The sequence below is a fragment of the Paenibacillus konkukensis genome (assembly GCF_023523925.1).
In the GTDB taxonomy this organism is placed as follows: domain Bacteria; phylum Bacillota; class Bacilli; order Paenibacillales; family NBRC-103111; genus Paenibacillus_S; species Paenibacillus_S doosanensis.
Window position 1 is genome coordinate 756,415 of record NZ_CP027059.1, and the last position, 24,753, is coordinate 781,167.

Sequence of the window (24,753 nt, forward strand, 5' to 3'; positions counted from 1 at the left end):
TTTTGCATTTATTTTTTCTTAAAGTTGGCGTCGTAGGCCGTTTGATAAATTTCCAAATACCGTTTAATGTTCATATTCTCCAGATTTTTGAGATAAGCGTCCCAATTTTTATCGATATCCGAGTCGCCCGTTATGAAGCGGGCCATCATCTCTTTCACATGATCGAGTATCGTCTTCTCCAGATCGGCCACCTCCGAAGCCTGATCGGCGGTGAAGAACACCGGAGGCATCACCTTATCGATGTTCATTTGATAAGGCTCCATCTTCGTCTTCGTTTCGTTGTACAAAATGACTTCCAGCGGCTGCTCGGGATTCGCCACCTCTCCTAAGCGGAAGTCGTTCGAACGGTAGCTCGGACCGGTCTGTCCCCAGTTGACGTTTTGTACGCCGCCCCACGGCGTCAGCTGCTTCCAGATGGCCGGTTTGCCGTTGATGCCGATTTCGCTTTTCTCCGCATAACGCCATTCCACGCCTTCGCGGCCCGCATACCAGCGGATCACCGTATCCGGCGAGTTGAACAGGAAGTCGGCCAGACGGAAGGCGGCTTCCGGATTTTTCGCGTTTTTGGTGATGACATATTGCCCGTTGCTTACGACGTACGGATGATAAGCCGCGTTTTGGAAGCCGTTCGGCCCTTTCAAAGGAGGCACGGCCACATAAGTCAACCACCGCCCGCTGCTCGCGCCGAGCGTCGTCAGCGAGCCCATATTATGGCCCGAGGACGCGCCGAGAATAACGGTGTCCGGGTTTTCTCCGAGCTTCTTCAGCTGGTTGTTATCCTGCGTGAGCGCTTGCGGGTCGATCAGCCCTTCCGCATACAGCTTGTGCAAATATTTGAGTCCTTCCTTCCACTCCGGCTTATTGTACGGTACGGCTACTTTGCCGTTGTCCAAATACAGCTTCTTCTCTCCATGGTCGTAAATGAACGCGTTCATCAGGAACGAATCGAGCATTTGCGTCGAAAACAGGTTGCTGCTGGACGCTTGAATCGATCCGGAGAGCGGAATTTCATCGGCTTTGCCGTTGCCGTTCGGGTCCTTGGTTTTAAACGCTTTCAACACCTCGTAAAATTCATCGGTCGTCGTGGGCATCTGCAAGCCCAGCTTATCGAGCCAAGGCTTCTGAATCCACATTCTTTGCTGATACATGCAGTGGTAGCACTCGTTGACCTGCGGAAGCGCATAAACGTTGCCGTCCGGCGCCGTGATCAAATCCTTATAGAACGGATTGGCCTGAAACATCTTTTTCATTTCCACGCCGTACTTCTCGATCAAGTCGTTCAAAGGAAGAAATACGCCTTGGCTGCCGTAGATCATCATCTGCGTCGGCGATACGCCGAAGCCCATTATGACGTCCGGATAATCTCCGCTGGACAGCACGAGATTCAGCTTCTCCGTAGCCGATTTCTCCGGCGCAACCTCCCACTCGATATGAATATTCGTCTTCTCTTCGAGCCATTTGGTAAATTCGTTGGTGGCGAAATCCTCTACCGAAGCGCTCCCTTTCATAAGCACTTTGATCGTCGTCTTCTCCGCCGTAATCGGCAGCTGGCCCGGTTCGCTTACCGCCGCTTTGGCCGTGCCGCCCCCGCCGCCCTGATCTGCCCCCGCGTCCCCTTTATCCGAACAGGCGCTCAATAACACCCCCGTGCTTAGCATGAACGACAAAGCGATAAGCGCTGTTTTCCTCAAGCAAACCCCTCCTCGTTTAGCTGTTGATCCCCTACCCTTTCAGCGAGCCGATCATAATCCCTTTGACAAAATATTTCTGAACGAACGGGTACACGATCAAGAGCGGTACCGTGGCTACGACGATAAGCGAATATTTCAGCAGCTCCCGCAGCCCCTCTCGCTTCGCCTGCTCCGTCACATCGACCAGCATGTTCAGGTCCACTTCGTTTTGCACCAAAATATCCCTCAGCACCAGCTGCAGCGGATATAAATTTTGATTTTTCAAGTAAATGAGCGCGTTGAAATACGAGTTCCAATGGCCTACCGCATAGAACAGCGTAATGACCGCGATAATCGGCCCGGAGAGCGGCAGCACGATTTTCCAAATAAATTGAAAGTCGGTACAGCCGTCCAGTTGAGACGCTTCCAGCAGTTCTTCGGGAATGGTCGTCTGGAAATACGTCCGCGTAATAATCATGTTCCATACGCCCAGCGCGCCCGGCAGCAGCATCGACCAGACCGTATTGAGCATCCCCAAATCTTTGACGAGCAAATACGTCGGGATCAAGCCTCCCGAGAACATCATCGTGAAGACGAACAGAAACATGAAGATGTTTTTGCCGTAAAAATCTTTGCGCGATAACGGATACGCCGCGAGGATCGTCATGACAACGTTAATGAGCGTCCCCGCCGCCGTATAAAAGAGCGAGTTCGCAAAGCCGCTCCAAATGAGCTTATGCTTAAATACCGCACCGTACCCGTCCAGCGTCGGATCGACCGGCCACAACCATACGCGGCCCGAAATGACCGCCTCCGAGCTGCTGATCGAAGCGCTTGCGACATAGATAAGCGGATACAGAATCGTAATCAGAAATAACGATAAAATGCAGTAATTGATCACCGTAAACAGCTGATCTCCTCTAGTTTCCCGGATTGACGATGCTTCCACCGCAGTCTCCTTTCCGCCCGGCGCTTACCATAGGCTGGCCTGTTTCGTTTTTTGTGCGATTTTGTTCACGACGACGAGCAGTATCAGGTTGATGACCGATTTGAACAAGCCGATCGCCGACGAGTACGAATAGTTGATCGCCTGCGACGTCAGTCCGACTTTGTACACGTAAGTGTCGATAACCTCGGAGGTTCTCAAGTTCAGCGGGTTTTGCATCAGCAGCACCTTCTCGAAGCCGACGTCCAGCATATGCCCCGTATTCATGATCAGCATAATGATCGCGATCGGCATAATGCCCGGAATGTCGATATGCCACATCCGCCGCAGCTTCGAAGCCCCGTCGACCACCGCCGCTTCGTGCAAAGACGGATCGATGCTCGCCAGCGCCGCCAAATAAATGATGCAGCCGAAGCCGACGCTCTGCCAAATGCCCGACCAGACGTAGATCGACTTGAAATATTCCGGCACCCCCATAAAGTTGACGGTTTGCAGACCGACCAGCTTCAGCGCGGCGTTGACGATCCCGTTGCGCGGGTCCAGCATTTCCAAGATGAGCCCGACCATGACCACTACGGAGATGAAATGCGGCGCATAAGTGACCATTTGTACCGATTTTTTGAACAATTTGTTTTTGACATAATTCAGGCTGAGTGCAAGGATGATCGGAAACGGGAAACCCGCTACGAGGCTGTACACGCTCAAGACGATGGTATTGTTCATCAGCCGCCAAAACTCGTACGAGTTGAAAAAGCGGATAAAATGCTTGAGCCCCACCCATTCGCTGCCCCATATTCCTTTGGTTACGATAAAGTTTTTGAAAGCAATTTGAGCGCCGTACATCGGTATGTACTTGAAAATAATAATGTAAATGAGCGGCAAGGCGATAAGGACGTACAATCTCCAAACTTTGCGTATCTTTTTGAGCGGTGCCCCGCTTTTTGCTGCAACGCTTACCTCCGTTTGAATCCCTGATGTTTGTTTAAGCGCTTCCAATTGCTCACCTCCCTCATTCTTTTCGGCATTGGTCAGTACAGTGTAGCGGTGGTCTTCCTCACTAACGGTACTATGTGCCCGGCCGGAAGTATATGGGATTGATTTCAACTCGATGTGCAGTTGTTCAGATCGCTGCATGTGCACTATTATTGGCGTGTGCATCCATTAAGAATGCGCTTTCAGTTAGCTTTGGAATGGCGATAATCGGATGTATTGACTCCGTTGATCCGCTTAAAGGCGCGGCAAAATGTATTGGACGAGCTGTAGCCCGAGCGGACGGCGATCTCGTATACGGGCAAATCCGTCTTCGCCAGCAGCTCCTTGGCCAGCGTCATCCGCAAGTCCTCCAAATAATCGGAGAAATTCGTGCCGGTCTGCTCCTTGAAAAATTGCGATAAATAACCTCTCGTAATTCCTATCCGGTCCGCAATCAGGTCCAGGCTCATGTCCGGGTGCGCGAACGATTGATGAAGCTGCGCCATAATATTTTCGAGCAGCTTCACGTTCTGGCTTTTTTTATGCTCGTTCACCGTGTCGCACACCTGCCGGTAGATGGCCGCCATTGCCCCGTAGCTTTTCTCCAAGCCCTCGTAAGAGGCGGATTCCCCGGTCAGAGGCTTGACATTGTCCATCGCCTTTTGTTCGCTCAATCCGACCTGGGGGAGCAGCTTCACTACGGTGCCGAGCATTTCATTCATAAACAGCTGCAGCATCGGAACGGGCAGATGCCGCTGTTTGAAATTGATCTGGTGCAGCTCGCCGAGCAGCATGTCGACGGCATCCAGCTCGCCCGCCTTGGCCAGATTGGTCAGTCGAATCTCCAGATCGGGCGGATAATAATAGCCGCTGCTTTCCTTAGGCAGCTCATGATATCCTATGACGCCGGTTTGATTTCTCCACGCCAAATATTCGAGCGCCTGCCTCGCCTCCTCGCAAGAGCGCGAAACGTCCAGAAGCTCCCCGTACGTGCCGCCTGCCGCTATCCGGGTAGCGATGTTCACCTGCGAATAGATCGTCTCGCTGATGCGCAGAAGCATTTCGCTCCAATAATTCCAATCCGCCGCTGCTTCTCCCGAATCAAAAGCACACAGCAGCGCCATCCGATCCTCCGCCATATCATGCCAATAGACGGCTCGCCGCATCTCCCTGCGCAAAATATCCTTGATCTTGACCCGCTTGACGTCAAGCTCCTCCAGCGCATTGCGGTCGAAGCCGTTGTCATAGCCGCACAGCTGCAAAATCGCGACCCGATACCCGCTCCCTTCCGTCTCGATGCCCACATGCTGTAGCAGAACGGTCGAGTCCTTGGCCGGCAAATATTCCCCTTTGAGCAGCCGCTCGACAAGCGCCGCCTGCAGGAAGGGGGCGTGCTTTTTCATCTTGTCCTGAAGCTCGTGATTGTTGTCGATCAGCCTGGCTACGGATTCGCGGATAAACCGGTAGGCATCCGGTCCCGTATAAGACTCGCCGTCCATCCGATCGACGATCGTCTCCATAATCGTTCTGAGCGGCCGGCTATTCCGATAAGCGATCAAATACGCGATGAGCACCCCCGCGCCCAGAAAGAGCAGCGCCATGGCAACAATAATTTTTTTGATATACAGCACTTTCTTCAGCACGACATAATCGGGCTGCGCAACCAAATAAGTCCAGCCGTTATAGGCGGAGGTCGTATAAGTGACCATCATCTGCCCTTTGCCGAAGTTTTCGAGCATGCTCCCCTGTTTGCCTTGAAGCTTGTCCCGGCCGATCCACGGCATAGGAGCGTCATCCGATGTCGAGCTGATTATTTGGCCTTTCTCGTCAAGAATATACGCCCATCCGCCGCCGGAGAGATCCAGCCCGCCGAGCAGCTTCCGTATTTCCCGGTTGTCCACCGTAATGACGATCGCTCCTTGCGGGTAGCCCGGATAACCGAGCGAATGAAGATAGGTCAGCAATGAATACGAAGTGCCGTTATTGGTCACCTGATGGGCGGGAAGCACCTCCCTCTGGTGATAGCTTCCGATAATAAGGTTTTTCCAGCTCTCCGGATCAATACCTTTATAATAGAAATTCTGATAAAAATCGAATAGCCCGTAAGTGGAGTTTTCCATAAATACGAGCTCGCTGTTTTTATAAACGATGAAGTAATTGAATATAAAATTGTTGGTTAGCGCATAGCTCTGCAGACTTTTGCGGGTGTCGAGAATACGGTTGATGTTGGCGCCCCGGTAAGGCTCGGTGACGTGCTGGAATTGCATGATGCGGGTATCGCCGACCAGCTGCATGGATATGGAGGATAGCTCGGCGAACCTGCGGTCCAGTATATCCCGGCTCTGCTCCAGCAAATGCAAGTTGCCGGCCGTCACTTCCCGCTCCATTTCATGCAATGTTTTGTAGTAAATGACCCCGCCGACAAGCAGCGGGAGCAGCAGCAATAACAAGTTCGGCGCCAACAAGCGTATAAACAGCCGGTGGCTGCCTGTCCTCCCGCGGTTCATTCTCCACATCTCGCTCTCCCTCCAAACCTGCGATTTGTATCCATTGTAAAGTACTTTATACGGGCAGACAACGAAAGATAACGTCGAAATTCGTCATAGCTTTGTCGGAACGAAGTCTCCGTTTACGAAAAAAAGACAGCCGCTCCTATACCGCTTGGAGGACTGTCCTTCTCTTCAATTATGTTGGGGCATAAGCCTTAACCGATATTAAGATTCCTTCTTCATCACATCATGATCGACATAACGCGCGCCGTTGATTTCGCTGATGACATTGATAGCGACCTTCGCTCCGTCACCCGCCGTAATAATCGTATGCACGCTGACGCCTGCGGCCGTTCCCGCAGCCCAAATGCCTTCCATCGAAGTCTTGCCTTCCGGAGTCGTATCGATGACGGTCTTGATTCTTGGCTCGGTGCCTTCGCGGGTCTGCAAACCGATATGCTGGGCAAGATCCGTTAAAACCCCGGTAGCCAGAATCACATGCTTACCGGCGTACTGCGCACCTTCCGTCTCGATGCTGAAGCCTTCGTCCGTCTTGGCCACGTTCTGAACCTTGCCTTGAACGAGCTCGGCGCCGAATTTGACCGCTTGCTTCTGGCCGATCTCAACCAGCTCGGGCCCGGTAATTTCCATTATGCCGTAATGATTTTCCAGCCATGCGCGTTTGGTCATGCTTTGGTCGCTGTCGATCAGCAGCGTTTTCTTCCCGGCCTTGGCGGTAAACAATGCGGCGCTCGCACCTGCCGGCCCCGCTCCAATAATAACGACTTCATACATATTCGATACACTCCTTTCATATTTTCGATGCATAATTTCTTGGAGTCTTGATGCTTGTTCGCTCTCTATAATGCTACACAAATTGGCAAGGAAAGTAAAAACCGCGCATTACAATAAGCCTTTAATTTCCAACAAGAATATGCTAAATTAAGGACAATCTACCCGATCAAAGAAAAAGGAGACGTTTTCGATGATCCGTAACGAAAAATGGGAATTATTAGAGAACGGCGTAACGGCGGACGAACTTAGCCAATGGAGGGAAACGATACTGGAAGGAGGCTATTCAGCCTTCAACAAACTGCTCGAAGGCTTCAAGCTGCAGTTGAAGCGAATGCAAGACGATGAGATCGAAGCGCTATTCCGCTGGATCGAATGCGCTCGGCGGTTGTTCCCGGAACCGGGCCAATTCAGCCCGTCCTGGCTTACGATTTGGACGGAATTACGAGAGATGGTCGTCATCAAACAGCAGCTGATGCAGACGATCCCCCGCGCGGAACGCGACGGAGAATGGCAGCTTATCCTCGACAATCCTTTTACGATTGAGGAAATCGTCTGCCATCCCGGTCTTACTTTTGACGAGGCTTCGTACTTATACAGCTACTTTCGTCCCGGTTTGCAAAAAAACGAGTACATAAGATTACAAAAAATCCAGACCTTGGTAGTCGATGTCGGCTCCTGATGAGACGACTCCTAAACCCGCAGCCGCTTCTCGACAGCAACAGCGCGCGACAAAGGCGGCATTCGGGCGAACATGTCGAATAAAACACACATTTATCGACTTCTGCGCTTGCCCGGGAAATGCGGCATCGCCCAAATTAGAAAACGGACGCTTTGAGGCGGCCGTTTTCGCTTTTTTAACGCCGATACATCCATAATCCCCGCTAACGCCGCCTTATTTAAGTCTGATTCTCCGGCGTCTTTACGTTATATCCGTCGTTTAGAATCGTTCAATTGCAGACTCATAGAACGTTTTACATATTTTTACATTTTAAATATTCGCTTATCTGTTTTTGCATAAAAGTTAAAAAAACAATATTCGACCGCAGTTTCGGCATATTTTCCACAGCAAGGCCACCAATCGACTTCCACTTTTTTGAAAATGCCGTCAAATAATAATCATATTGATAAAATGCTGCAGTTTGGAGGAATGATTATTGCAAACAATCCTATTTTTCTTCATTATTATGGAAGATTATCCTGAATTTCGAAAGCGCATAAGAATGCGGTGGCGATCATCCAGGAGCGGATCAACAACTGTGAATAAGTGGGAGTGGGACCAGCGAAATTTTGAAACCAATATCCACATGGGGATAACTCCCCCCTCCCCAGAAAAGGGGCATTGTTGTTTTCCATGTGAAATGTTGGAAGCCGTCACTCCAATTGAACCACTTTGGCTTCGATTCGTTTCCATGCATGACGACCGTCGAAATCCTTGATCAGCTTGAGCACGACCGCGCGACTATGCCGAACAAGCGTCGCCGCGCAATGAAAGAACTCCAGTCGGAATCTTGCAATCGTATAACCCTGATGCATCGGTTCGCAACAATCGCGCTTAAAGCGTTCGAACAAATTGTAGGCCAGCAACTTGATCAGCAGATCGACTTCATTCGCTTCAAAATCACTGGTCGCGATCCGGTCCATGGAAAAACCGTCTTTCGCCTCTTTGATGTAATTTTCCATGCAGCAACGCTGGTTGTAAAAGCGCCATAGGTCAATTGGTTCCCACTCCAGGTTGGTTACAATCGCTTCATACTGCCAGTCCTCGTCGAATACGATGCGGCCTTGACCGTCTTCGCAGACTTGCGTCTTACGAATGACCGCTACGCGACGGGGCTTTTTCCAGGACGTAGCTTTGTAAATCAAAGTGATGCCCTCGATGATCCAGTCCTCGTCGACATAGCGCGTCCAGTAGCGACAAGCCGCCACGTCGCTTGCGAGGCGTTTGGTCCATTTCATTTTGCCGACGTAACCGATCTTGCGGCCTTCCCACAGTTGGTAGAAATCCTCGCCGCCAAAGCCTTTGTCGAACCGGGCGTACGCCACTTGGCGCTCGCCGAGCAGTGCGAAGGTTTGCTGCAAAAAGTCGATTGCGTCGGTTGAAGAATGCGTGTTGCCGGGGCGAAGCCTCGCATTCAGATTCAAGTGGGTTTGCCCTTCAAAAGCCAGCAACGGATGGTAGCTGTTTCGTCCGGGCTTATGCGGATTGGTGCCTTTGGCCGCGCCGGCCTGCTCCCCGTATACCGTCTCCACCGAGGAGTCCAGATCAAGGATTGGCTTGGACGGCAAGCAGAGATGAATGATTTCCATATTCAGCTTGCGCAGTTCCGTCGGGAGCTGCGGGCAGGATCTGCCCAGACGCGCGAGCTCCTTGTACAGCAAACTGTGATGCGGCAGACGGCCTCCCAGAAAACGACAAAGCAACACATCGTGCTGTAACTTGCGGAAATGAAAAATACGCCCGCAGCCCAGCATCCAGCCAACCATTAGATAGAGCAGGATGCGATGAACAGGAAAAATGGCGTTGTGCGCTTTGCCGCCGGAAAGGCGCTGCATGGCCTCGGCGAGCTTGATTTTTTCGAGATAGGCCAAAAAGATTTTGACGCCGCCGAAACTCGTGGCGTTCTGCAGCGAAAATTCGCTCTTGATTTTGCTGACCGGTGTGGTAGACTTCACCTAAAAGGTGCTCCTCTCTTTGGGTGATGTTGTCCTGGACAAACACCATTCTACCAAAGATTTGGAGCCCTTTTTATGTTTTTAATGCGCAGTACTTTCGAAATTCAGGATTATATAAGTTTGTGAATCTAACTACGCTTATCGCGTCACAAAGGAATGGAGCTTAACGATGGATTTGAATGAAATGATCGAGAAACTGCGGGACCGGATGATTCAGACTGCGATGCGTCAAGGAAATTTATGCGACAAAAATGTCGTCGAGCTAAGCCAACAGCTGGATGTCCTGTTACTGGCCCAGCACCGCAGGAGGTGCTATCAGCGAAGCCGCGGCAAGAGAGCTTCAGCCGCCCGTACTGTCATCTCCAGCCAGTAACGACCTCCCCTAAGCTGTTATACATAGATTCGAACACTTAGGACGTTACCCCTAAAGCCTATTTCGTTGACCCCCGGCGCAGCATACTTCCCGAGCATCCCTGCTCAATTCTGCTTCCCGCCACTCGGCTGGTCAGCATCATTTTCCCGCCCATGCCGGAGGCATTACTTAACCGTACTGCCTCTATCGTCTGTTTTAACTCTATTCGGCGCTTCACCGGAGCGAACTGCAGCCTGCTCTCCTGTACGAGAGCCATGATGCGCGCGAAAGCTTCCTGCCAGTCGCCGACCGATGCCCGCTCCAGCCAGGAGCGCAGCCAGAACAGCTTTGGCACCGTCCCCGTATCCCGGGCGATCCGATGCCATTCGGGCGATATGCCCGACAACAGACCGATGCTAAGCACCGTGCCTCCAGGGCGCACGCAAGCCGCAAGCTGCGCCGAATCGGGTCCGCCTATCGAGTCTATCCCTGCATGAGCCCCTCTTCCTCCCGTTAAATCCATGACCGCTTCATGCCAAGAAGGCTGCGAGGAGTTCACCGCATTCGATGCTCCCAGCTCCAGAAGCTCCTGCGCGTATTTTCCGTCCCGGGTTATCGCAATGACCCTGAAGCCCATAACGCCCGCCAGTTGGGCGAACACGCGGCCGATTGCCGAGCCTGCTGCATTGACGAGCAGCGTTTGATCCGGCTGCAGCGCCAGCACGTCCGTGCAGATCAGCCATGCGGTCAACGGATTGATATAGAGCTGGGCGGCGTTATCGTCATCGATGCCATCCGGCACCAGCACCGACCAACGCGCTTCTGTCGTCACATACTCCTGCCAAGTGCCTTCTCCCCTTAACGGCAGCGCGCGCCGGCCTATCAGCGAAGAAGGAACGCCTTCTCCGACGGCATCTACGATACCGACGCCCTCGTATCCCGGCACGAACGGGAGCGATACCCGATGTGCGTAAGCGCCGCGAACCGGGATCAAATCCGACGGATTGACAGGCCGCTCCATCATTCGAACGAGGACTTGCCCCGGCCCCGGAAGCCGCGTTTCCTTGCGTCCAAGCCGAAGCACGTCCAGCGGATCGCCGAAACGATCGCAGCTTATATAATACGATTGCACAGCCGCATCCCCTTTGCAAAGAAAGAAGCCGATTTTCCCCATTAGCGAAAAAATCGGCCCTTGTATGTATATCGTTCTTCCGGAAAATCTCCCGGCTTATTGATCCGCCAGTACAACATCCCATTCGTGAATCTCGTAATTTCTCGCTTTATGAATGATATAAGGGTCGTTCAACACGAGCGCTTCGACTGCTTCGAAGCTTTCAACCCGATAAATGACCAGTCCGCCCGCTCCGTCAACAAAACGCCCGTTGGCGAAAATGCGTCCTTCGGCCCGTTTCTCGGCCAAGTAATCCAGATGCGCCGAGCGGTACGTTTGGCTTTTTTCCTCATCCAGCATCGGTAAAAATACGGCAAAATGCTTCATCGTTCCAACATCCTCTCTCATCGTTGAGCTTAAGTCTGCGGCGCCGGCGCCGGAAATTCCGTCTGATCGGTCATCGCCGCGGCCGACGTCGCCTATTTCTTCTTACTATCATATAGCAAACGGCTTCATAAGCCAACTCCTGGGCGCATTATTGACCGGCGGCAGACTCGCTTCCCGGCCAAATGTCCGTTTTCGCGGGATGCAGCGTCTTTTTGCGGTATTGGGACGGCGGCGTCCCTGTCTTCCTGTGGAACAAGCGTGAGAAATAAGAAGTTGTCCAGCCCAGCCTCTCGCTGATCTCCGTTACCGTCCAGTTCGTCTCCTCCAAATATTCCATGGCCTTTTCCAGACGAATTTCCTGCAAATATTGCATCGGGCTCTTGCCTATGCGATCATTGCAAACTTTAATAATATAATGCGGGTGAAAACCAAAATGATTGGCGATATCGACCAGAGACAGCTTGTCGGCCAAATGCTCGTTCATGTAAGCGGCGATCGGAAAATCCGCATACAGCCCGGCTGTCCTTCTCAAGCGGCCGCCCTCTTGACCGGCCCCGCGCAAGCTCTTCTGAAGCAGCGACAGCAGCGTGCCTTTGAAACCGGAATCGATTCTGTACAAGGCCAGCCTCTCGGGCTTTTGGGCGTATTCCAAAGACAGTTGGAACCACATTAGCAAATCGGCCATATCATCGCCGCCGCAAGGACCGTTGGACGGATGCGTTCGAATCGCCTGCGCCAGTTCTTCATCGTAAAGCCGGAATTTATAATCGATAGCGACCGACTGCTCTTGAAAATAAAATGCGTGTTTCGCCTGCGGCGGAATTAAGTAAAAATGTTTGCCCCGCAGCGGGCAGCGGCGTTCGCCGCAGAGCATCTCGCCCCCGCCTTTCCGGAGAACGACCAATTGATGATACTCATGTGCATGAAGTGAAATGGCTTCGCCCGGCAAGTAATCGTTTCTCGCTACTTGCAGCATATTCAGCTGTGCGTCTCTCAAAGACCGTTTCGCTTCAATGGCCATCTGCATATCTCCCTTCGACCGCCGGATGAGCCTGGGCGCCAGCCGGTTTGCCCGCTGCAAACGGCATTGGTTTGAAAAGGCTTTCAAACGGCTTTAGCTCCATCATAAACCGGCCCCATCCGGTTCGAAATGGGTAAACTTAACATAGGATTATGCTTTCTTACGCTTTTGGGCTCCCACATCCAGTCCCTCTTCTGTCCTACATGGGAACAAATCCCCCAAAAGCCATCCATGCCGCTACGCGGCACCACAGACAATGGAAATGGGGTAACAAGAGTAATTTCCAGGGTAGTGACGTGATGCTCTGAAGCTTATTCCGTCCGCATCCAGCTTCGGTTGGATCGGCGTCTAACCATTCAGCTAGGATCGTTCTATGGGTAGACATTACTTTCGGGGGAGCCCACGGATATCCACAGGATATGGCTGCGCATCATTTCCTAAACAATAAAAAAAAGACACCCGGCCTCAAGGCCGGATGCCCGCGAATCACTGACGGATGGCAGAGCTCCTTACATTGATGCCGTCGTGCCGCTCTGCAGCTTCGAGGCCCTCGCTTCCGCCTTCCGTTCCTTGCTTCCCCAGATCACGGTCAATCCTGCAGCGATAAAGCCCAGTATTCCCGCAAAATAAAAACCGCTCTTCAGTCCGCCCCACTCGTTGATCCAACCGGCGAGAAACGGTCCCGCGAACATCCCGACCGCATAGACCGCTTGATAGAATCCCATCGCCGTCGCCCGCTTATCCTGTCTGATCTTCTGGATAACGAGCGTAAGCAGCAGCGGGAAGTGGAGCCCTTGGAACAAGCCGTTGAACATTTGGGTTACGACCAGCATGGAGAAGCTGCTTACCATCGATATCGCCGCCGTACAGGCCGCGCTGCATACGAAGCCGATCAGCACGATCGTCCAGGCGCCGAACCGCGGCGCCAGCACCCTCCCCGACAAATAATTGCTGATCGCGTGCGGAACCATGAAAGCAAATACGAGATAAGTCAGATCGAGCTGACTCGCCCCAAGCGTCAGTGCATGCGAAGGAGTGAAGCCGAACATGGTGATGAACAGCACGCTGTGGGCAAGAATGGAGAGCAGCGACACCTTCAGCAGCAGCGGCTCCTTCATGACCTGCAGCAAATCCTTCATCCGGATCGGCTCCCGCGACACGCCTTCCTTCGGCTCGTGAATCCACAAGCTGAGGAGCAAGCCGGTCAGACCGATCACGCCGCCTGCCCAGAAGGTCGCTCCCCAGCCCCATTGCTTCACCAAATAGCCGCTGATGCTCATGCCGATCAATTGGCCGGATGCCGTCAGCAGGCTGATCAAGCTCATGGCGCGGGTCGCCTGCTCCTGGCGGAAATAGCTTGCGTAGAGCACCGTATAGGCCGCCCATGTCGACGCGCCGATTCCGGAAATGATCCGCCCGGCGAGCGTCCAGCCCAAATGCCCGCCGAGCGTGAACAGCACGCAGCTGATCGTGGTCGTCAGCATGCCGAGCATGATGTAAGGCTTGCGCACCTTCATCCTGTCCGAGGCGATGCCGAGCGGCAGCCGCAGCACAATTTGGACCAGGCCGTAGCTGCCGAGCACGAGCCCGGCGAAGCTGTAGCTGGCTCCCAAATGCTCCAAATACGGCGACAAGATGGGCACATAGGTGTACAAAGACGCCCAGTAAAAAAGCGTCACCAGTACGAATATCGCGTGGTGAAAGCGGGTGGGACCCGCCGTTTTTATAGACATCGGTCGTTTCTCCTCTTCAGCCTCATACGCGGGCGGGCGCCCTGTCGTATTACAAGCTCAGCTCCAGAATGCTGCGGACATCGTCCTCGTGAAGCTTCTTGAACGAGCCTACCGGGCCGAAGCGCACCGTTTCCTTGGCCATGCGCCCTACTTCCTTCGCATCGATATTGCGATCGCTCAAGCGGCTCGGAGCCCCGATCTTGGTAAAATAATCGCGCGTCGCCTGAATGCCCGCCAGCGCGATCTCTTCCTCCGATTTGCCGGTCGGGTCGATATGCCACACCCGGACGGCGAATTGGACGAACCGGTCGATCCGCTCGCGATAAACATATCTCATCCAGTTCGGAAACAGAATGGCCAAGCCTTCCCCGTGAGCGATGTCATAAATGGCGCTGACTTCATGCTCGATCATATGCGTAGCCCAGTCATTTTGCATGCCGACGCTGATCATGCCCCCGTTCAGGGCGTAGGTCGCGCTGAGCATCAGATTGGCGCGGGCCGCATAATCGTCCGGCGTATGAATGGCTTTCTCGCCGTTTTCGACGACCGTCTGCAAAATCGATTCGCACAGACGCTCCTGCAGCGGCGTATCCGCCGTTTGGCTGAAATACTGCTCGAACACATGCGACATCGTGTCCACGATACCGTTTACGGTCTGGTTCGCGGGCACGGTATACGTCAGCTCCGGGTCCAAAATGCTGAATTTCGGATAAGCATGAATGCTGCCGATCGCTTTCTTCAAATTTTCTTCCCAGTTCGTAATCACGGAGCTTCCGTTCATTTCGGAGCCTGTGGCCGATAGCGTCAGCACGGAGCCGAGCGGCAAAGCGCCTTGAATCGCCGCTTTGCGCATGAAAAAGTCCCACACGTCTCCCTCGTAAGGGACGCCGACGGCTATCGCCTTGGCCGCGTCGATGACGCTGCCTCCCCCTACGGCCAGAATGAAGTCGATCTTCTGCTCGCGGCAGATGGCAATGCCCTTGCGCACGGTGCTTACGCGTGGATTCGGTTCGACTCCGGGCAGCTCGCTTACGGCCGCGCCGATTTGCTGAAGCTGCTTCAGGATGCGGTCGTACAATCCCGTCGCCTTGATGCTGCCGCCTCCGTACACCAGCAACACGTTGGTGCCGTACGCGGATATGCTGGAACCGAGCTGCTCCAGCATCCCTTTGCCGAATAAAATGCGGGTCGGATTTTGAAATTGAAAAGAGTTCATTGCGATCCTCCTAGATTATGGGTACATTCCATTATTTGCTCAATGTCTCCGTTTTATCACGCGCTGCGGAACGTACACGCGTTCACGATTATTATAGCGGGATTGCCCCGCTTTGAAAATGACTCACATCCGCCTCATCAACTATCGCGGAAGTAACTAGCTAACGTCGGACTTCAGCGTCAACGGTCCGCCGCTCTCCGCCCGAGCTTCGTTAAAATTGGGCCCATACGTTTTTGACCTGCTCCCATAAGCCAACCGTAGCCGTCCCCATCGGAACGACGAACGTTTGCCACAGCAAGACGAAGGTGACCGTAATGCACACGCTCTCCACCAGAAAACCGCTGAACTTCCCCGTGCTCATCAGCGGAATCGCCAGCTTCCACTTCCATGGCGGCAGCGGATGAATGCCCTGCTTGGTCAATGCGTCGCACAGCAAATGCAGCGCGTACGAGACGCTCCCCGCCATCCACAGCGAGACTCCGAGCTTGAGCGAAGCGTAATACAATAACCCGCCCCATATCAAAACGCCGTAGACCGAATGGGTCAATCCCCGATGCGGCAGCACCGCGCACACCATCAGCAGCGCGCCGGCCGTTCCGAGCCACGGCCCGGCGGAAGCGCCGAGGCAGAGCAGAACGCCTCCGAGCAGCATCATCAGCAGCTGACGGAACAGACGCTGGTTCACAAGGCACATCATGATCAGCAGAGCCCCCGCGGCATAACTGTACGGCGTATAAAACGATTGAAGATAAGAATAAAGAATAAAACCTGCGCCGGCCGCCGCAAACAGCAGCTTCAGCTTCAGCAGCAGCGGCTTGGGCATTGTTTTTTGCAGCAGCAAACTGTTCGGCTCGTCGATGTCCGGCAGCAAGGAGCTGACGACCGCTACGCCGGCAGCGGGGAGCGACACTCCCTGCCCCGCCAGCTGCAGCAATGACAGCGTGAGGCCCGTACTGACCAGCAAATGGGTTCTTCCCGTCATAGCCTCTGTCATTTCCTTTCCCGATCCTGCGAAGTATGTATGGCATTATGGCTGCTATATTATACCATACCGCCGGGCAAAACGCGAACAAACGTACGCCAGTATCGGGAAATGAGTTTCGCCGGCCGCATTCAGCGGAAGTTTTTTTTCGCCGATCAGAATGAAGCTCCTGCGCGCTTTAGCGCTGTAAAGAACTTGAAATTCAGATGTGGTCGAATAAGAGCCCTTGCAAACTATGCAAGGGCTCCTATCCTTTAGCCTTTAACCTTTAACGCGCCGCTTGCGCCTGATTCGAGCCAAGCATCTTGGCCTGCTTCCAATTGCCCCATACATAGTAGCAAATCGACAGCACGATAGCTACCGTGAAGCCGACCGGGAAGCTCCACCATACCGCGTCGAGACCGTAATGCGAGCTGAGATAATAAGAGAGCGGGATACGAATACACCATAGAGCAAGAAACGTCGTCAGCAGCGGAATCATCACCGCCCCGGTCGCGCGGACGACGCCGGATACGACGAAGGTAATGCCGAACAGGATAAACGCCCACAGCGTGATAAGGTTGATCCTCATGCCGATGGCGACAGCGGACGGGTCCTTCAGGAACAGTCCCAACGCTTGTTTGTTAAACAGGTAGATCAGCGCGACAAGGACACCGGTCATACAGAAATTAATGACGATTCCCATAATCGTCGTCTTATGAACCCGGTCCCATTTTCCGGCGCCTACGTTTTGCGCGGCCAATGTCGAGACCGCCCCGCCGATCGCCATCGCCGGCATCTGAACGTAGCTGGACAGCTGCATCGCTGCGCCGAACGCGGCGGTAGCTACCGAGCCGTAGCTGTTGACAAGGTTAATGACCGCAATCGCGCTCGTAGAAACGATAAGCATCTGCAGGCCCATCGGTATGCCCTTTTTCACCAGCGAGGCGATAATCTGCTTGTCAAAGCGCAAGTAAGGCACATCTTCGCGGGTAATGCGCAAATAGTGCTTTTTCCGGTACAAAAACCAGATAAGACAGGCGAGGCTGACGAACTGCGCGATGACCGTCGCAACGGCCGATCCGGATATGCCGAGAGCCGGCACGGGGCCTAATCCGAAGATGAACAGCGGATTCAGCACAATGTCCAGAAAGGTGGAAATAAGCAGAAAATAAAACGGCGTCCGCGCGTCGCCCGCCCCTCGCATAATCATCATAATGAAGTTATAGCCGTACATAAACGGCAAGCCGATAAAAATAATGCGCAAGTAAGCCGTGGCGAACTCCATTGCGTCATGAGGCGTATTCATCCCTCTGAGAATCGCCGGCGAGAAAAATAAGCCGATAGCAGTAATAACGAGCGACAATGCGAGGAAAAACAGCGCGCTCGTTCCTACCACCCGCTTCGCCTGCACCTCGTCCTTGGCCCCTACGCTTTGTCCGATCAGGATGGTCGACGCCATGCCGATCCCGAAGACGAGGCTGAGCAGAAAGAACATAATGTTATTCGCGTTGGAGGTGGCGGCGAATGCGCTTTCCCCCAAGTAACTTCCGACCCAGATCGCGTTGATCGTCCCGTTAAGAGACTGCAGCACATTGCCCATCAAGAGCGGCAGCGCGAACAATACGAGCTTCTTTCCAATCGGTCCTTCCGTTAATGATGCGTCCATTTGATAGGCCATATCTCCACTCCTTCAGAGCAAAGGGCAGCCGGAAAGCTGCCCCCAACTTATTTTATCGCCAAACTATTAAACAATAAAATTAATTATAATCATCCGGTCTTATTTCGTAAAGTCCGAGAATGTTTTCCAATAAAGCGTTATTATTCTTTATATTTAGAGCGGCGAAATATTTCAAAAAGCGATTCCAAACGACACGCGCTTTTGATAATATAGGGAAGGTGTTTGAGAAGGCATCACATTTGCACGCAAGGAGAGTGTTCATTTTTGCAACGCGAAATTCAAGTCGATGAACGTCCGCCGCTGCTGCAAGGCATCCCGCTTAGCCTGCAGCATCTGTTCGCGATGTTCGGTTCCAATGTGCTGGTTCCGGTCCTGTTCAAGATCGATCCGGCCACCATCCTGTTAATGAACGGGATCGGCACCCTGCTTTATTTGCTGCTTTGCCGCGGCAAAATCCCCGCGTTTCTGGGGTCCAGCTTCGCCTTCATATCCCCGGTCTTCGTCGTATTGGCCGGCCAAACCTACGGGGCGGCGCTCGGCGGCTTCATCGTTACCGGCATCATCTTCATCCTGGTTTCCTTCCTGATCAAATCTATCGGCACCCGCTGGCTTGACGTCGTATTCCCGCCGGCCGCCATGGGCGCTATCGTCGCCGTCATCGGTCTTGAGCTCGTACCGGTGGCAGCCGGAATGGCCGGATATATTAAGCCGGCGGATGCCGATGCAAGCTGGCATTTCGATACGAATACGATACTGATCTCGACGGCCACATTGCTCGTTACGATCATCGGCAACGTCATGTTCCGCGGCTTCCTGAAGATTATTCCGATTCTCGTCGGCATCGTCTGCGGTTATATTCTCGCCTATGCTCTCGGCGCCGTCAATTTCGAAGCGGTCGCGCAGGCGCCGGTCTTTTCGCTGCCGACCTACTACAAGCCGGAGTTCAGCTTGTCGGCGATTGCGGTCATCGCCCCTGCCGCCCTGGTCGTCATTGCCGAGCATATCGGGCATCTCATCGTAACCAGCAACATCGTCGGCAAAAATTTGTCGGAGGACCCGGGGCTGCACCGCTCGCTGCTCGGCAACGGCATCTCGACTGTGATTTCCGGATTCGCAGGCTCCACTCCAAACACGACGTACGGTGAAAATATCGGCGTCATGGCTCTGACCCGCGTATACTCGGCCTGGGTTATCGGCGGCGCGGCGGTCTTCGCGGTCATCCTGTCGTTCTTCGGCAAGCTCGCCGCCTTGATCACGACGATTCCCGGTCCGGTCATGGGCGGCGTATCGCTGCTGCTCTTCGGCGTCATCGCCGCCTCGGGCATCCGGATGCTTGTCGAAACGAAGGTCGACTATTCGAAAGCGACCAATCTGATTCTTACCACCGTCGTACTTGTCATCGGCATCAGCGGCGCGAGCATCACGATCGGCAGCTTCTCGCTCAAAGGCATGGCGCTAGCCACGGTAATGGCCATTCTGCTCAGCTTGTTCTTCAAGCTTATCGACACGTTGAAGCTATCCAACGAATAAGCCGCATATAGCGAAAAACCTGACGGATTTTTTTCACCGTCAGGTTTTTTATTCGCCGATTCCCGGCACTCTGCCGGTAATCTGCCGGTACTCTATATAGAACGCTTCATTTGCTCCGCATTTATCCGTTCTTCTCGATAATGGAGAAAACGATCGTCTCGCCGTCGTTTTCCACATGCACCTCAACGGCATAATCGCCGACCTGAACGGTTTGCGTTTCGACCGGCTGCTTTCGCGACACTTGGTTGTACACTTGATTGAATAGATCGTCGAAAGCTATCGCATCGTACGTGAACAAATAATTGGTAAACGCTTGAATCGCTTCCTTATTGCGGGCGAGCATTCCGTCCTGCACGCGCACCGTCACGCCGTATGTCTTATATTCCGGCTCCAGCCACAAGGAGGCTTCCTCCGTATGCTGAGGTTGTATCGACGATTTGCTTAAGTCTTTCGCTTTGGCGTCGGCGTCCTTATACAGCTTCAGCGTCGTCTCCTCCAAATCGTAGTTCGTGCCGCGCAGCTTGCCGGCTTCCTGCAGCACGTCATAAGCCCCCAGCATCTTCCGGTCGGGAAAAATCAGCTTTTTATAGCTGCCGTCCTTGGTCGGAACGATTTTCTCCAAGCCGCTGTTTGCCTTATTCACCGACACCCGCTTGTCCTTATGAATGATGCGGTCGAGGATGGCCAGCGATTCTGCCCGCGTCACATCGCGCCCTACGCCGAAGTACCCGTTCGGGTAGCCTTCCATAATCCCTTTCGTGAACGCCTCGGCGATAAACTTCTGCTCGCGGGGCTTTGCGCTCTGAAAATCTCCGATCGGTCCGGCCGTCGCCAAGCTGTACTGCTCGTTTTCGAGATATTCCGTTTCTTTGATCGTGTAATAAATGATTTCCGCCACTTGCTCCCGCTTCAGCTTCGCTTTGAAATCGGGAAATGTGCTTTTGTTAATGAATTGCAAGTCGCTGGACAGATCGATGTAAGGCTTTGCCCAGTAGCCCGCCGTACTCGGCTTGAAATCGAACGAACGGTAATCCTGCTGCAAAATGCTTTTGTTCAACGCGCTCAGCGAATTGACGAACTCATCCGTCCACTTCCGCTCTCCGTTCGGGTATACCTGCGTGTAGGACAATAGCAGCATTTTGACGAATTGATCTGCGGTTACCGGTTCATCGGGACGGAACGTTCCGTCGGGAAACCCGTCAAGAATGCCTTGGTCCACCAGCTTCGTTATCGCCGGCTCCGCCCAATGCCCTTTAATATCGGTCAATGCAAGCTTCTCTGCGGACGCCGCCATCGCCGATCCTGCCAAACCGACCCATAATGCCATTGACATGGCCGCCCATCGTAACTTTCTCATGCTGTCAATCCCCTTTTCTCGTCCCCGTGTCGAATTTTGTTAATATCCGTTGAAACAGACCAATATAAGAATAAAGGCATTTATCTGAAAATGGTATTCACCTTCAATCCTAAAAAAAAGCGCTTGCGGCAAGGGGAACGTTAGTTCGAAAGTCTTTATGTCCGTGATAAAAGTCTTAATTGTCTCCCTCTCCGTAAGCCTATTCTCCCTCTTTCTCTGCATCATGCGCATCGATTAGAAGGCTGCCGAAGCGGCGGCCGTGACAGCTAACATCAAGGGAGGTTACGATGAAACAACGGATACTCATTTTGGCGCTCGGACTCGGCATACTGATGGTTAACGCGCCGCAAGCGGCGGCAAAGCCCGAAGAGGGTACAAAGCCTCTGCTGACCTTTCCCGTCCTAAGCGATCTTCATGTCCAGGCATGGAACCGCGCTTCTCATACCAAGCTGGCGCGGGCGCTGGCCGATCTGCACACATTGAATCCGGCGGCGGATGCGCTGGTGTTGAACGGCGACCTGACCGACGGCAGGCAGCGGGATTACGACAAGCTGAGCGAGCTGCTGAGACAAGTCCCTCATCCGCCGCAGATTTTATCCTCTATCGGGAATCATGAATTTTATCAGTCGTGGCACGGCCCTTCGAGCCGATGGAACAAGGAAGGGTTTCCTAACGGTGAGACGGAGCAGGCGTCCATCAGCCGCTTTCTGAAGTTTACGGGGGAGAAGAAGGTGTATTATACGAAAAACATTCGGGGATACGATTTTATTGTGCTGGGATCGGAGCGGTATCGCCAATCGGACGCGGATTATCTGGAGGACGCTTATTTGTCGGACGAGCAGCTGGCTTGGCTGCGAACCGAGCTCCAGCGGCTCAGCCTAAGCGGCAAGCCGGTCTTCGTCTTCCTTCATCAGCCGCTTCCGAATTCGGTATCGGGCACGTCGGGCTGCTGCGTCAACAGCCGGTCCGTCATCCAGCACGAAGAGCTGAAGAAGCTGTTAGCGGCCTATCCTCAAATTATTTTGTTCTCGGGACATACCCACTTGGAGCTGAAGCTTCAGCGAACGCTGGTGCGAGACGGATTCGTCATGGTTAACTCTTCATCTGTGGAGCAGCCATGGACGGAGGACGAGCGAGGAACGGGGAAGCCGCTTGGCCCGGAAGCCAGCGAAGGACTATATGTGGAAGTGTACGCAAGCAAGGTGATCATCAGAGGAAGAGACTTCCACAAGCAGCGCTGGATTCCCGAAGCCGAGTTCACGGTTCAAGTTCCGGCCGTAACGAATGGTAGGAGTCTGTCCGGCGGAGTTACTTTTGCCCATTTTGAATAGATACCTTCTACGCGGGTCATCGGACAGACTCTTAGATGACTGCGCTGAGGCCGCCGTATTTGGAAATTGCCAGCAGCAGATCGCGATGGATCGGCAGAATGAACTGGACGGAGCCCAGCTGAAAAATACCGCTGCGGTTATGGACGACCGCCTTGCGCACATCGATCAAATAATGCGGCATGCCGGCCGACATATTCATCCGTTCGCTGCCTGTATGTTTGCGGTTATTGAATGTAATGGTTTTCATATCGGATGTGTCGAACGGGATGATACTCACAATATCTTCCAATCGCAAATGATAATTGGCATGGGGCTTCTGATAAACCACTTCCTCGGTGGAGACGGTGATGCCGAAGTCTCTTTTCTTATGAGAAAGCTTGAGATCGCCTTCAAGCGACTTGATACGGATAAAATCTTCGTTCATAAAAAACTCCTCCTTCTTCTGCAAAAGTCTGCGGACAGCGGGCGGATGTAAAGCTTTAACACAGCATACCATACTTGGGACGGGATGGCTATCGCGCATTGCAGGCGAAAAAAAGGAATCTGCAATCCCGGGCTCGGGACCAGATTCCTCCGTACGGCAATATTCTTATATGAGCGATTCCGCTCCGTCGATGAACATTTCCGTGCCTGTAATATGACTGGATGCATCGGACGCCAGAAATGCGATCAGATCGCCGACCTGTTCGGGCTGTCCCGGCGCATGCTCAAGCGGCTGATTGCCTTCCGGGTATTTGACCGGAATTTTGATTTTGTTTAGCTCGGGCGTAGGATGCGTGCTCTCGCTAATATGCGTTTGAATGGAACCGGGGCAAATCGCATTGACGCGGATATGATAGCGTGCCAGCTCCAGCGCCGCCATTTTCGCGAATGCGACCTGACCGGCTTTGGACGTGCTGTACGCGGACATGCCGAAATTGGAAAACACCCTATTTCCGTTGATCGAACTGGTGATGATAATGCTCCCTCCCTGTCCCTTCATATACGGGATGGCATATTTGACGGTAAGGAAGGTGCCCTTCAAATTCGTGGACAGCGTGTGATCCCATTCGTCGGGATTCATATCTTCGATCGGGGCCAATACGCCGTTAATGCCTGCGTTGGCAAAGACAATATCGATTTTGCCCCACTGCTTGCCTATCGCCTCGATAGCTTGCTGTACCCGTTTCGGATCGGATACGTCCACATCTTCCGTCACCGCTTCTCCTTGCATGGAGATAATCTCCTGTTTGACCTGCTCCGTGCGGCCGTCCTTCAGATCGAGCAGGCCGACCTTCACCCCTTGCGCAGCCAGGGCCAGCGCCGCGGCGCGGCCGATGCCGGAGCCGGCTCCGGTTACGACGGCTATTTTGTCTTTCAGCTCCGGGTATGAAGCCCTTGGCTTTTCCACGGTTTGCACGCTCATAGTGCACCTCGATTCATGATTGTTAGAATGAAACGCCAGCGACTCGTTTATTGTTCCATGAATTCGGGCAATTATGAGGCTCTCGTATCTGAAGCTTATTTGTGCTACAATACTTGAGTTAAAATTCTTGTTCGAAACCAACGTCCGCAGGAGGTTCTATCATTATTATGCTTATCATCGGTATTGCAGGAGGCACCGGATCAGGCAAAACCACCGTAGCCCGTTCCGTCATCGAGAAGCTGGGCAGCCCTCAAGTCACCTTCATCTCTCAAGACAACTATTACCGCGATCACAGCCATTTGGATTTCTCCGAACGGGAGTCGATTAACTACGACCATCCGCTTGCTTTCGATAACGAGCTGCTGCTGGAGCACTTAAAGCAGCTCAAACTTCAGCAGACCGTCGATGCTCCCACTTACGACTTTGCCAACCACGCCCGCTCCGCAAAGACCATGCGGCTGCTGCCTACTCCCATCGTCATCATCGAGGGGCTGCACGTGCTGTCGGACGAGCATCTGCGGGACATTCTTGACATTAAAGTATTCGTCGACACCGATCCCGACGTCCGTATTTTACGCCGGGTGCTGAGGGATATTCAGGAGCGCGGCCGCACGATCCAATCGGTATACGATCAGTATTTAACGACCGTGAAGCCGATGCACGAAGCCTTTATCGAGCCGTCCAAAAAATATGCCGACATCATCATACCCGAGGGCGGGCATAACGAAGTCGGCATTCAGCTGCTCACGATTATGACGGAGAAATATGTACACTCATCCTCTGAGACTCCGCATCCCATACAAGGGTAAGCCTCGGGTCATTTTTCAGCTTGACGTTGCATAGCTTCAGCTGGTTGTCGGTCAGCTCCAGCAATTCCCACAGCTCCGGGTCGGCTGCGCCTTGAGCGCGCAGAAATTCTGGAGCCTCGGCCGCGGCATCCTCTTCATAATCCCAATACTTAGTCCCGTAATAAGCTAGCTTGTAATGATTGACCAAAGTGCAGGTAAATAATTGCGACGTTTGGCTGTGCTTAAGTACGAAGGGCAACCGGCTCATCCTTTCCTAATATGAAGGATCGCTGTTTTTGGCAAAAGGCACCCTCTCCATCCGGAGACGGTGCCTC

General features: G+C 53.2%; 22 protein-coding genes. 5 read left to right on the forward strand and 17 right to left on the reverse strand.

The features are described 5' to 3' along the window. Positions 1–8: 8 nt before the first annotated feature. The 5 genes from SK3146_RS03225 to SK3146_RS03245 all read right to left on the reverse strand — a co-directional run bounded on the left by SK3146_RS03225 (position 9) and on the right by SK3146_RS03245 (position 6,872). Entirely contained in the window at positions 9–1,691 is a 1,683-nt protein-coding gene (locus SK3146_RS03225) for an ABC transporter substrate-binding protein (RefSeq protein ID WP_249863719.1), read from the reverse strand. A gap of 31 nt (positions 1,692–1,722) precedes the next feature. Further along, positions 1,723–2,619, reverse strand: a complete 897-nt coding sequence (locus SK3146_RS03230) for a carbohydrate ABC transporter permease (RefSeq protein ID WP_249863720.1) — start codon at positions 2,617–2,619, stop codon at positions 1,723–1,725. 24 nt (positions 2,620–2,643) lie between these two features. Beyond that, positions 2,644–3,612, reverse strand: coding sequence for an ABC transporter permease (locus SK3146_RS03235; RefSeq protein ID WP_349655187.1), 969 nt, complete (start codon positions 3,610–3,612; stop codon positions 2,644–2,646). 179 nt (positions 3,613–3,791) lie between these two features. Beyond that, the gene (locus SK3146_RS03240; protein WP_249863721.1) at positions 3,792–6,104 is read right to left on the reverse strand and encodes a helix-turn-helix domain-containing protein; all 2,313 of its coding nucleotides are present in this window, start codon (positions 6,102–6,104) and stop codon (positions 3,792–3,794) included. Positions 6,105–6,302: 198 nt separating this feature from the next. Further along, positions 6,303–6,872 carry an FAD-dependent oxidoreductase gene (locus SK3146_RS03245; protein WP_249863722.1) on the reverse strand — a complete coding sequence of 190 codons (570 nt, stop codon included), beginning with the start codon at positions 6,870–6,872 and terminating at the stop codon, positions 6,303–6,305. Positions 6,873–7,062: 190 nt separating this feature from the next. Here SK3146_RS03245 and SK3146_RS03250 point away from each other — a divergent pair, with 190 nt between their 5' ends. Continuing rightward, a complete protein-coding gene (locus tag SK3146_RS03250) occupies positions 7,063–7,551 on the forward strand; it encodes a hypothetical protein (RefSeq protein ID WP_249863723.1) in 489 nt (162 codons plus the stop codon). 692 nt (positions 7,552–8,243) lie between these two features. Here the strand turns inward: SK3146_RS03250 and SK3146_RS03255 are convergent. Next, positions 8,244–9,545 (reverse strand): IS1380 family transposase, encoded by a 1,302-nt coding sequence (locus tag SK3146_RS03255; RefSeq protein WP_024982794.1) that lies wholly within the window; start codon positions 9,543–9,545, stop codon positions 8,244–8,246. Between the two features lie 169 nt (positions 9,546–9,714). Here SK3146_RS03255 and SK3146_RS03260 point away from each other — a divergent pair, with 169 nt between their 5' ends. After that, entirely contained in the window at positions 9,715–9,918 is a 204-nt protein-coding gene (locus SK3146_RS03260) for an aspartyl-phosphate phosphatase Spo0E family protein (protein ID WP_249863724.1), read from the forward strand. Positions 9,919–9,976: 58 nt separating this feature from the next. On the opposite strand, the gene SK3146_RS03265 is transcribed toward SK3146_RS03260, so the two are convergent. The 7 genes from SK3146_RS03265 to SK3146_RS03295 form a co-directional block, all read right to left on the reverse strand. Next, positions 9,977–11,029 carry a zinc-dependent alcohol dehydrogenase family protein gene (locus SK3146_RS03265; protein WP_249863725.1) on the reverse strand — a complete coding sequence of 351 codons (1,053 nt, stop codon included), beginning with the start codon at positions 11,027–11,029 and terminating at the stop codon, positions 9,977–9,979. A 96-nt stretch (positions 11,030–11,125) separates the two neighbouring features. Further along, on the reverse strand, positions 11,126–11,395 hold the full coding sequence (locus SK3146_RS03270; protein WP_249863726.1) for a YciI family protein: 270 nt from the start codon (positions 11,393–11,395) through the stop codon (positions 11,126–11,128). 148 nt (positions 11,396–11,543) lie between these two features. Then, on the reverse strand, positions 11,544–12,416 hold the full coding sequence (locus tag SK3146_RS03275; RefSeq protein ID WP_249863727.1) for a helix-turn-helix domain-containing protein: 873 nt from the start codon (positions 12,414–12,416) through the stop codon (positions 11,544–11,546). Positions 12,417–12,925: 509 nt separating this feature from the next. Next, positions 12,926–14,149: an MFS transporter gene (locus tag SK3146_RS03280; RefSeq protein ID WP_349655188.1), complete on the reverse strand. Its 1,224-nt coding sequence runs from the start codon at positions 14,147–14,149 to the stop codon at positions 12,926–12,928. Positions 14,150–14,198: 49 nt separating this feature from the next. After that, positions 14,199–15,365, reverse strand: coding sequence for an iron-containing alcohol dehydrogenase (locus SK3146_RS03285; protein ID WP_249863728.1), 1,167 nt, complete (start codon positions 15,363–15,365; stop codon positions 14,199–14,201). A 211-nt stretch (positions 15,366–15,576) separates the two neighbouring features. After that, positions 15,577–16,359, reverse strand: coding sequence for a metal-dependent hydrolase (locus SK3146_RS03290; protein ID WP_249863729.1), 783 nt, complete (start codon positions 16,357–16,359; stop codon positions 15,577–15,579). Between the two features lie 256 nt (positions 16,360–16,615). Further along, positions 16,616–18,007 carry an MATE family efflux transporter gene (locus tag SK3146_RS03295; RefSeq protein WP_249863730.1) on the reverse strand — a complete coding sequence of 464 codons (1,392 nt, stop codon included), beginning with the start codon at positions 18,005–18,007 and terminating at the stop codon, positions 16,616–16,618. Positions 18,008–18,271: 264 nt separating this feature from the next. On the opposite strand from SK3146_RS03295, the gene uraA reads away from it, so the two are divergent. Then, positions 18,272–19,537 (forward strand): uracil permease, encoded by a 1,266-nt coding sequence (gene uraA / locus SK3146_RS03300; RefSeq protein WP_249863731.1) that lies wholly within the window; start codon positions 18,272–18,274, stop codon positions 19,535–19,537. Positions 19,538–19,658: 121 nt separating this feature from the next. On the opposite strand, the gene SK3146_RS03305 is transcribed toward uraA, so the two are convergent. After that, positions 19,659–20,894: an S-layer homology domain-containing protein gene (locus SK3146_RS03305; protein ID WP_249863732.1), complete on the reverse strand. Its 1,236-nt coding sequence runs from the start codon at positions 20,892–20,894 to the stop codon at positions 19,659–19,661. Between the two features lie 287 nt (positions 20,895–21,181). Here SK3146_RS03305 and SK3146_RS03310 point away from each other — a divergent pair, with 287 nt between their 5' ends. Then, positions 21,182–22,225 (forward strand): metallophosphoesterase family protein, encoded by a 1,044-nt coding sequence (locus SK3146_RS03310; RefSeq protein ID WP_249863733.1) that lies wholly within the window; start codon positions 21,182–21,184, stop codon positions 22,223–22,225. Between the two features lie 31 nt (positions 22,226–22,256). On the opposite strand, the gene SK3146_RS03315 is transcribed toward SK3146_RS03310, so the two are convergent. Together SK3146_RS03315 and SK3146_RS03320 are read right to left on the reverse strand one after the other, a co-directional pair. After that, positions 22,257–22,649: a hypothetical protein gene (locus tag SK3146_RS03315; protein ID WP_249863734.1), complete on the reverse strand. Its 393-nt coding sequence runs from the start codon at positions 22,647–22,649 to the stop codon at positions 22,257–22,259. 165 nt (positions 22,650–22,814) lie between these two features. Then, positions 22,815–23,630, reverse strand: a complete 816-nt coding sequence (locus SK3146_RS03320; protein ID WP_249863735.1) for an SDR family oxidoreductase — start codon at positions 23,628–23,630, stop codon at positions 22,815–22,817. Positions 23,631–23,797: 167 nt separating this feature from the next. Here SK3146_RS03320 and udk point away from each other — a divergent pair, with 167 nt between their 5' ends. Then, entirely contained in the window at positions 23,798–24,439 is a 642-nt protein-coding gene (gene udk / locus SK3146_RS03325; protein ID WP_249863736.1) for a uridine kinase, read from the forward strand. Here the strand turns inward: udk and SK3146_RS03330 are convergent. Next, positions 24,381–24,677 (reverse strand): hypothetical protein, encoded by a 297-nt coding sequence (locus SK3146_RS03330; protein ID WP_249863737.1) that lies wholly within the window; start codon positions 24,675–24,677, stop codon positions 24,381–24,383. The genes udk and SK3146_RS03330 overlap by 59 nt on opposite strands. Positions 24,678–24,753 lie beyond the last annotated feature (76 nt).

What these genes read in the sequence shown, in the direction of transcription:
- SK3146_RS03240 (WP_249863721.1), bottom strand. Translation starts at nt 6,104, where the DNA reads ATGTGGAGAATGAACCGCGGGAGGACAGGCAGCCACCGGCTGTTTATA.
- SK3146_RS03245 (WP_249863722.1), bottom strand. Translation starts at nt 6,872, where the DNA reads ATGTATGAAGTCGTTATTATTGGAGCGGGGCCGGCAGGTGCGAGCGCC.
- SK3146_RS03250 (WP_249863723.1), top strand. Translation starts at nt 7,063, where the DNA reads ATGATCCGTAACGAAAAATGGGAATTATTAGAGAACGGCGTAACGGCG.
- SK3146_RS03260 (WP_249863724.1), top strand. Translation starts at nt 9,715, where the DNA reads ATGGATTTGAATGAAATGATCGAGAAACTGCGGGACCGGATGATTCAG.
- SK3146_RS03270 (WP_249863726.1), bottom strand. Translation starts at nt 11,395, where the DNA reads ATGAAGCATTTTGCCGTATTTTTACCGATGCTGGATGAGGAAAAAAGC.
- SK3146_RS03275 (WP_249863727.1), bottom strand. Translation starts at nt 12,416, where the DNA reads ATGGCCATTGAAGCGAAACGGTCTTTGAGAGACGCACAGCTGAATATG.
- SK3146_RS03280 (WP_349655188.1), bottom strand. Translation starts at nt 14,149, where the DNA reads ATGTCTATAAAAACGGCGGGTCCCACCCGCTTTCACCACGCGATATTC.
- SK3146_RS03285 (WP_249863728.1), bottom strand. Translation starts at nt 15,365, where the DNA reads ATGAACTCTTTTCAATTTCAAAATCCGACCCGCATTTTATTCGGCAAA.
- SK3146_RS03290 (WP_249863729.1), bottom strand. Translation starts at nt 16,359, where the DNA reads ATGACAGAGGCTATGACGGGAAGAACCCATTTGCTGGTCAGTACGGGC.
- SK3146_RS03295 (WP_249863730.1), bottom strand. Translation starts at nt 18,007, where the DNA reads ATGGCCTATCAAATGGACGCATCATTAACGGAAGGACCGATTGGAAAG.
- SK3146_RS03305 (WP_249863732.1), bottom strand. Translation starts at nt 20,894, where the DNA reads ATGAGAAAGTTACGATGGGCGGCCATGTCAATGGCATTATGGGTCGGT.
- SK3146_RS03310 (WP_249863733.1), top strand. Translation starts at nt 21,182, where the DNA reads ATGAAACAACGGATACTCATTTTGGCGCTCGGACTCGGCATACTGATG.
- SK3146_RS03315 (WP_249863734.1), bottom strand. Translation starts at nt 22,649, where the DNA reads ATGAACGAAGATTTTATCCGTATCAAGTCGCTTGAAGGCGATCTCAAG.
- SK3146_RS03320 (WP_249863735.1), bottom strand. Translation starts at nt 23,630, where the DNA reads ATGAGCGTGCAAACCGTGGAAAAGCCAAGGGCTTCATACCCGGAGCTG.
- udk (WP_249863736.1), top strand. Translation starts at nt 23,798, where the DNA reads ATGCTTATCATCGGTATTGCAGGAGGCACCGGATCAGGCAAAACCACC.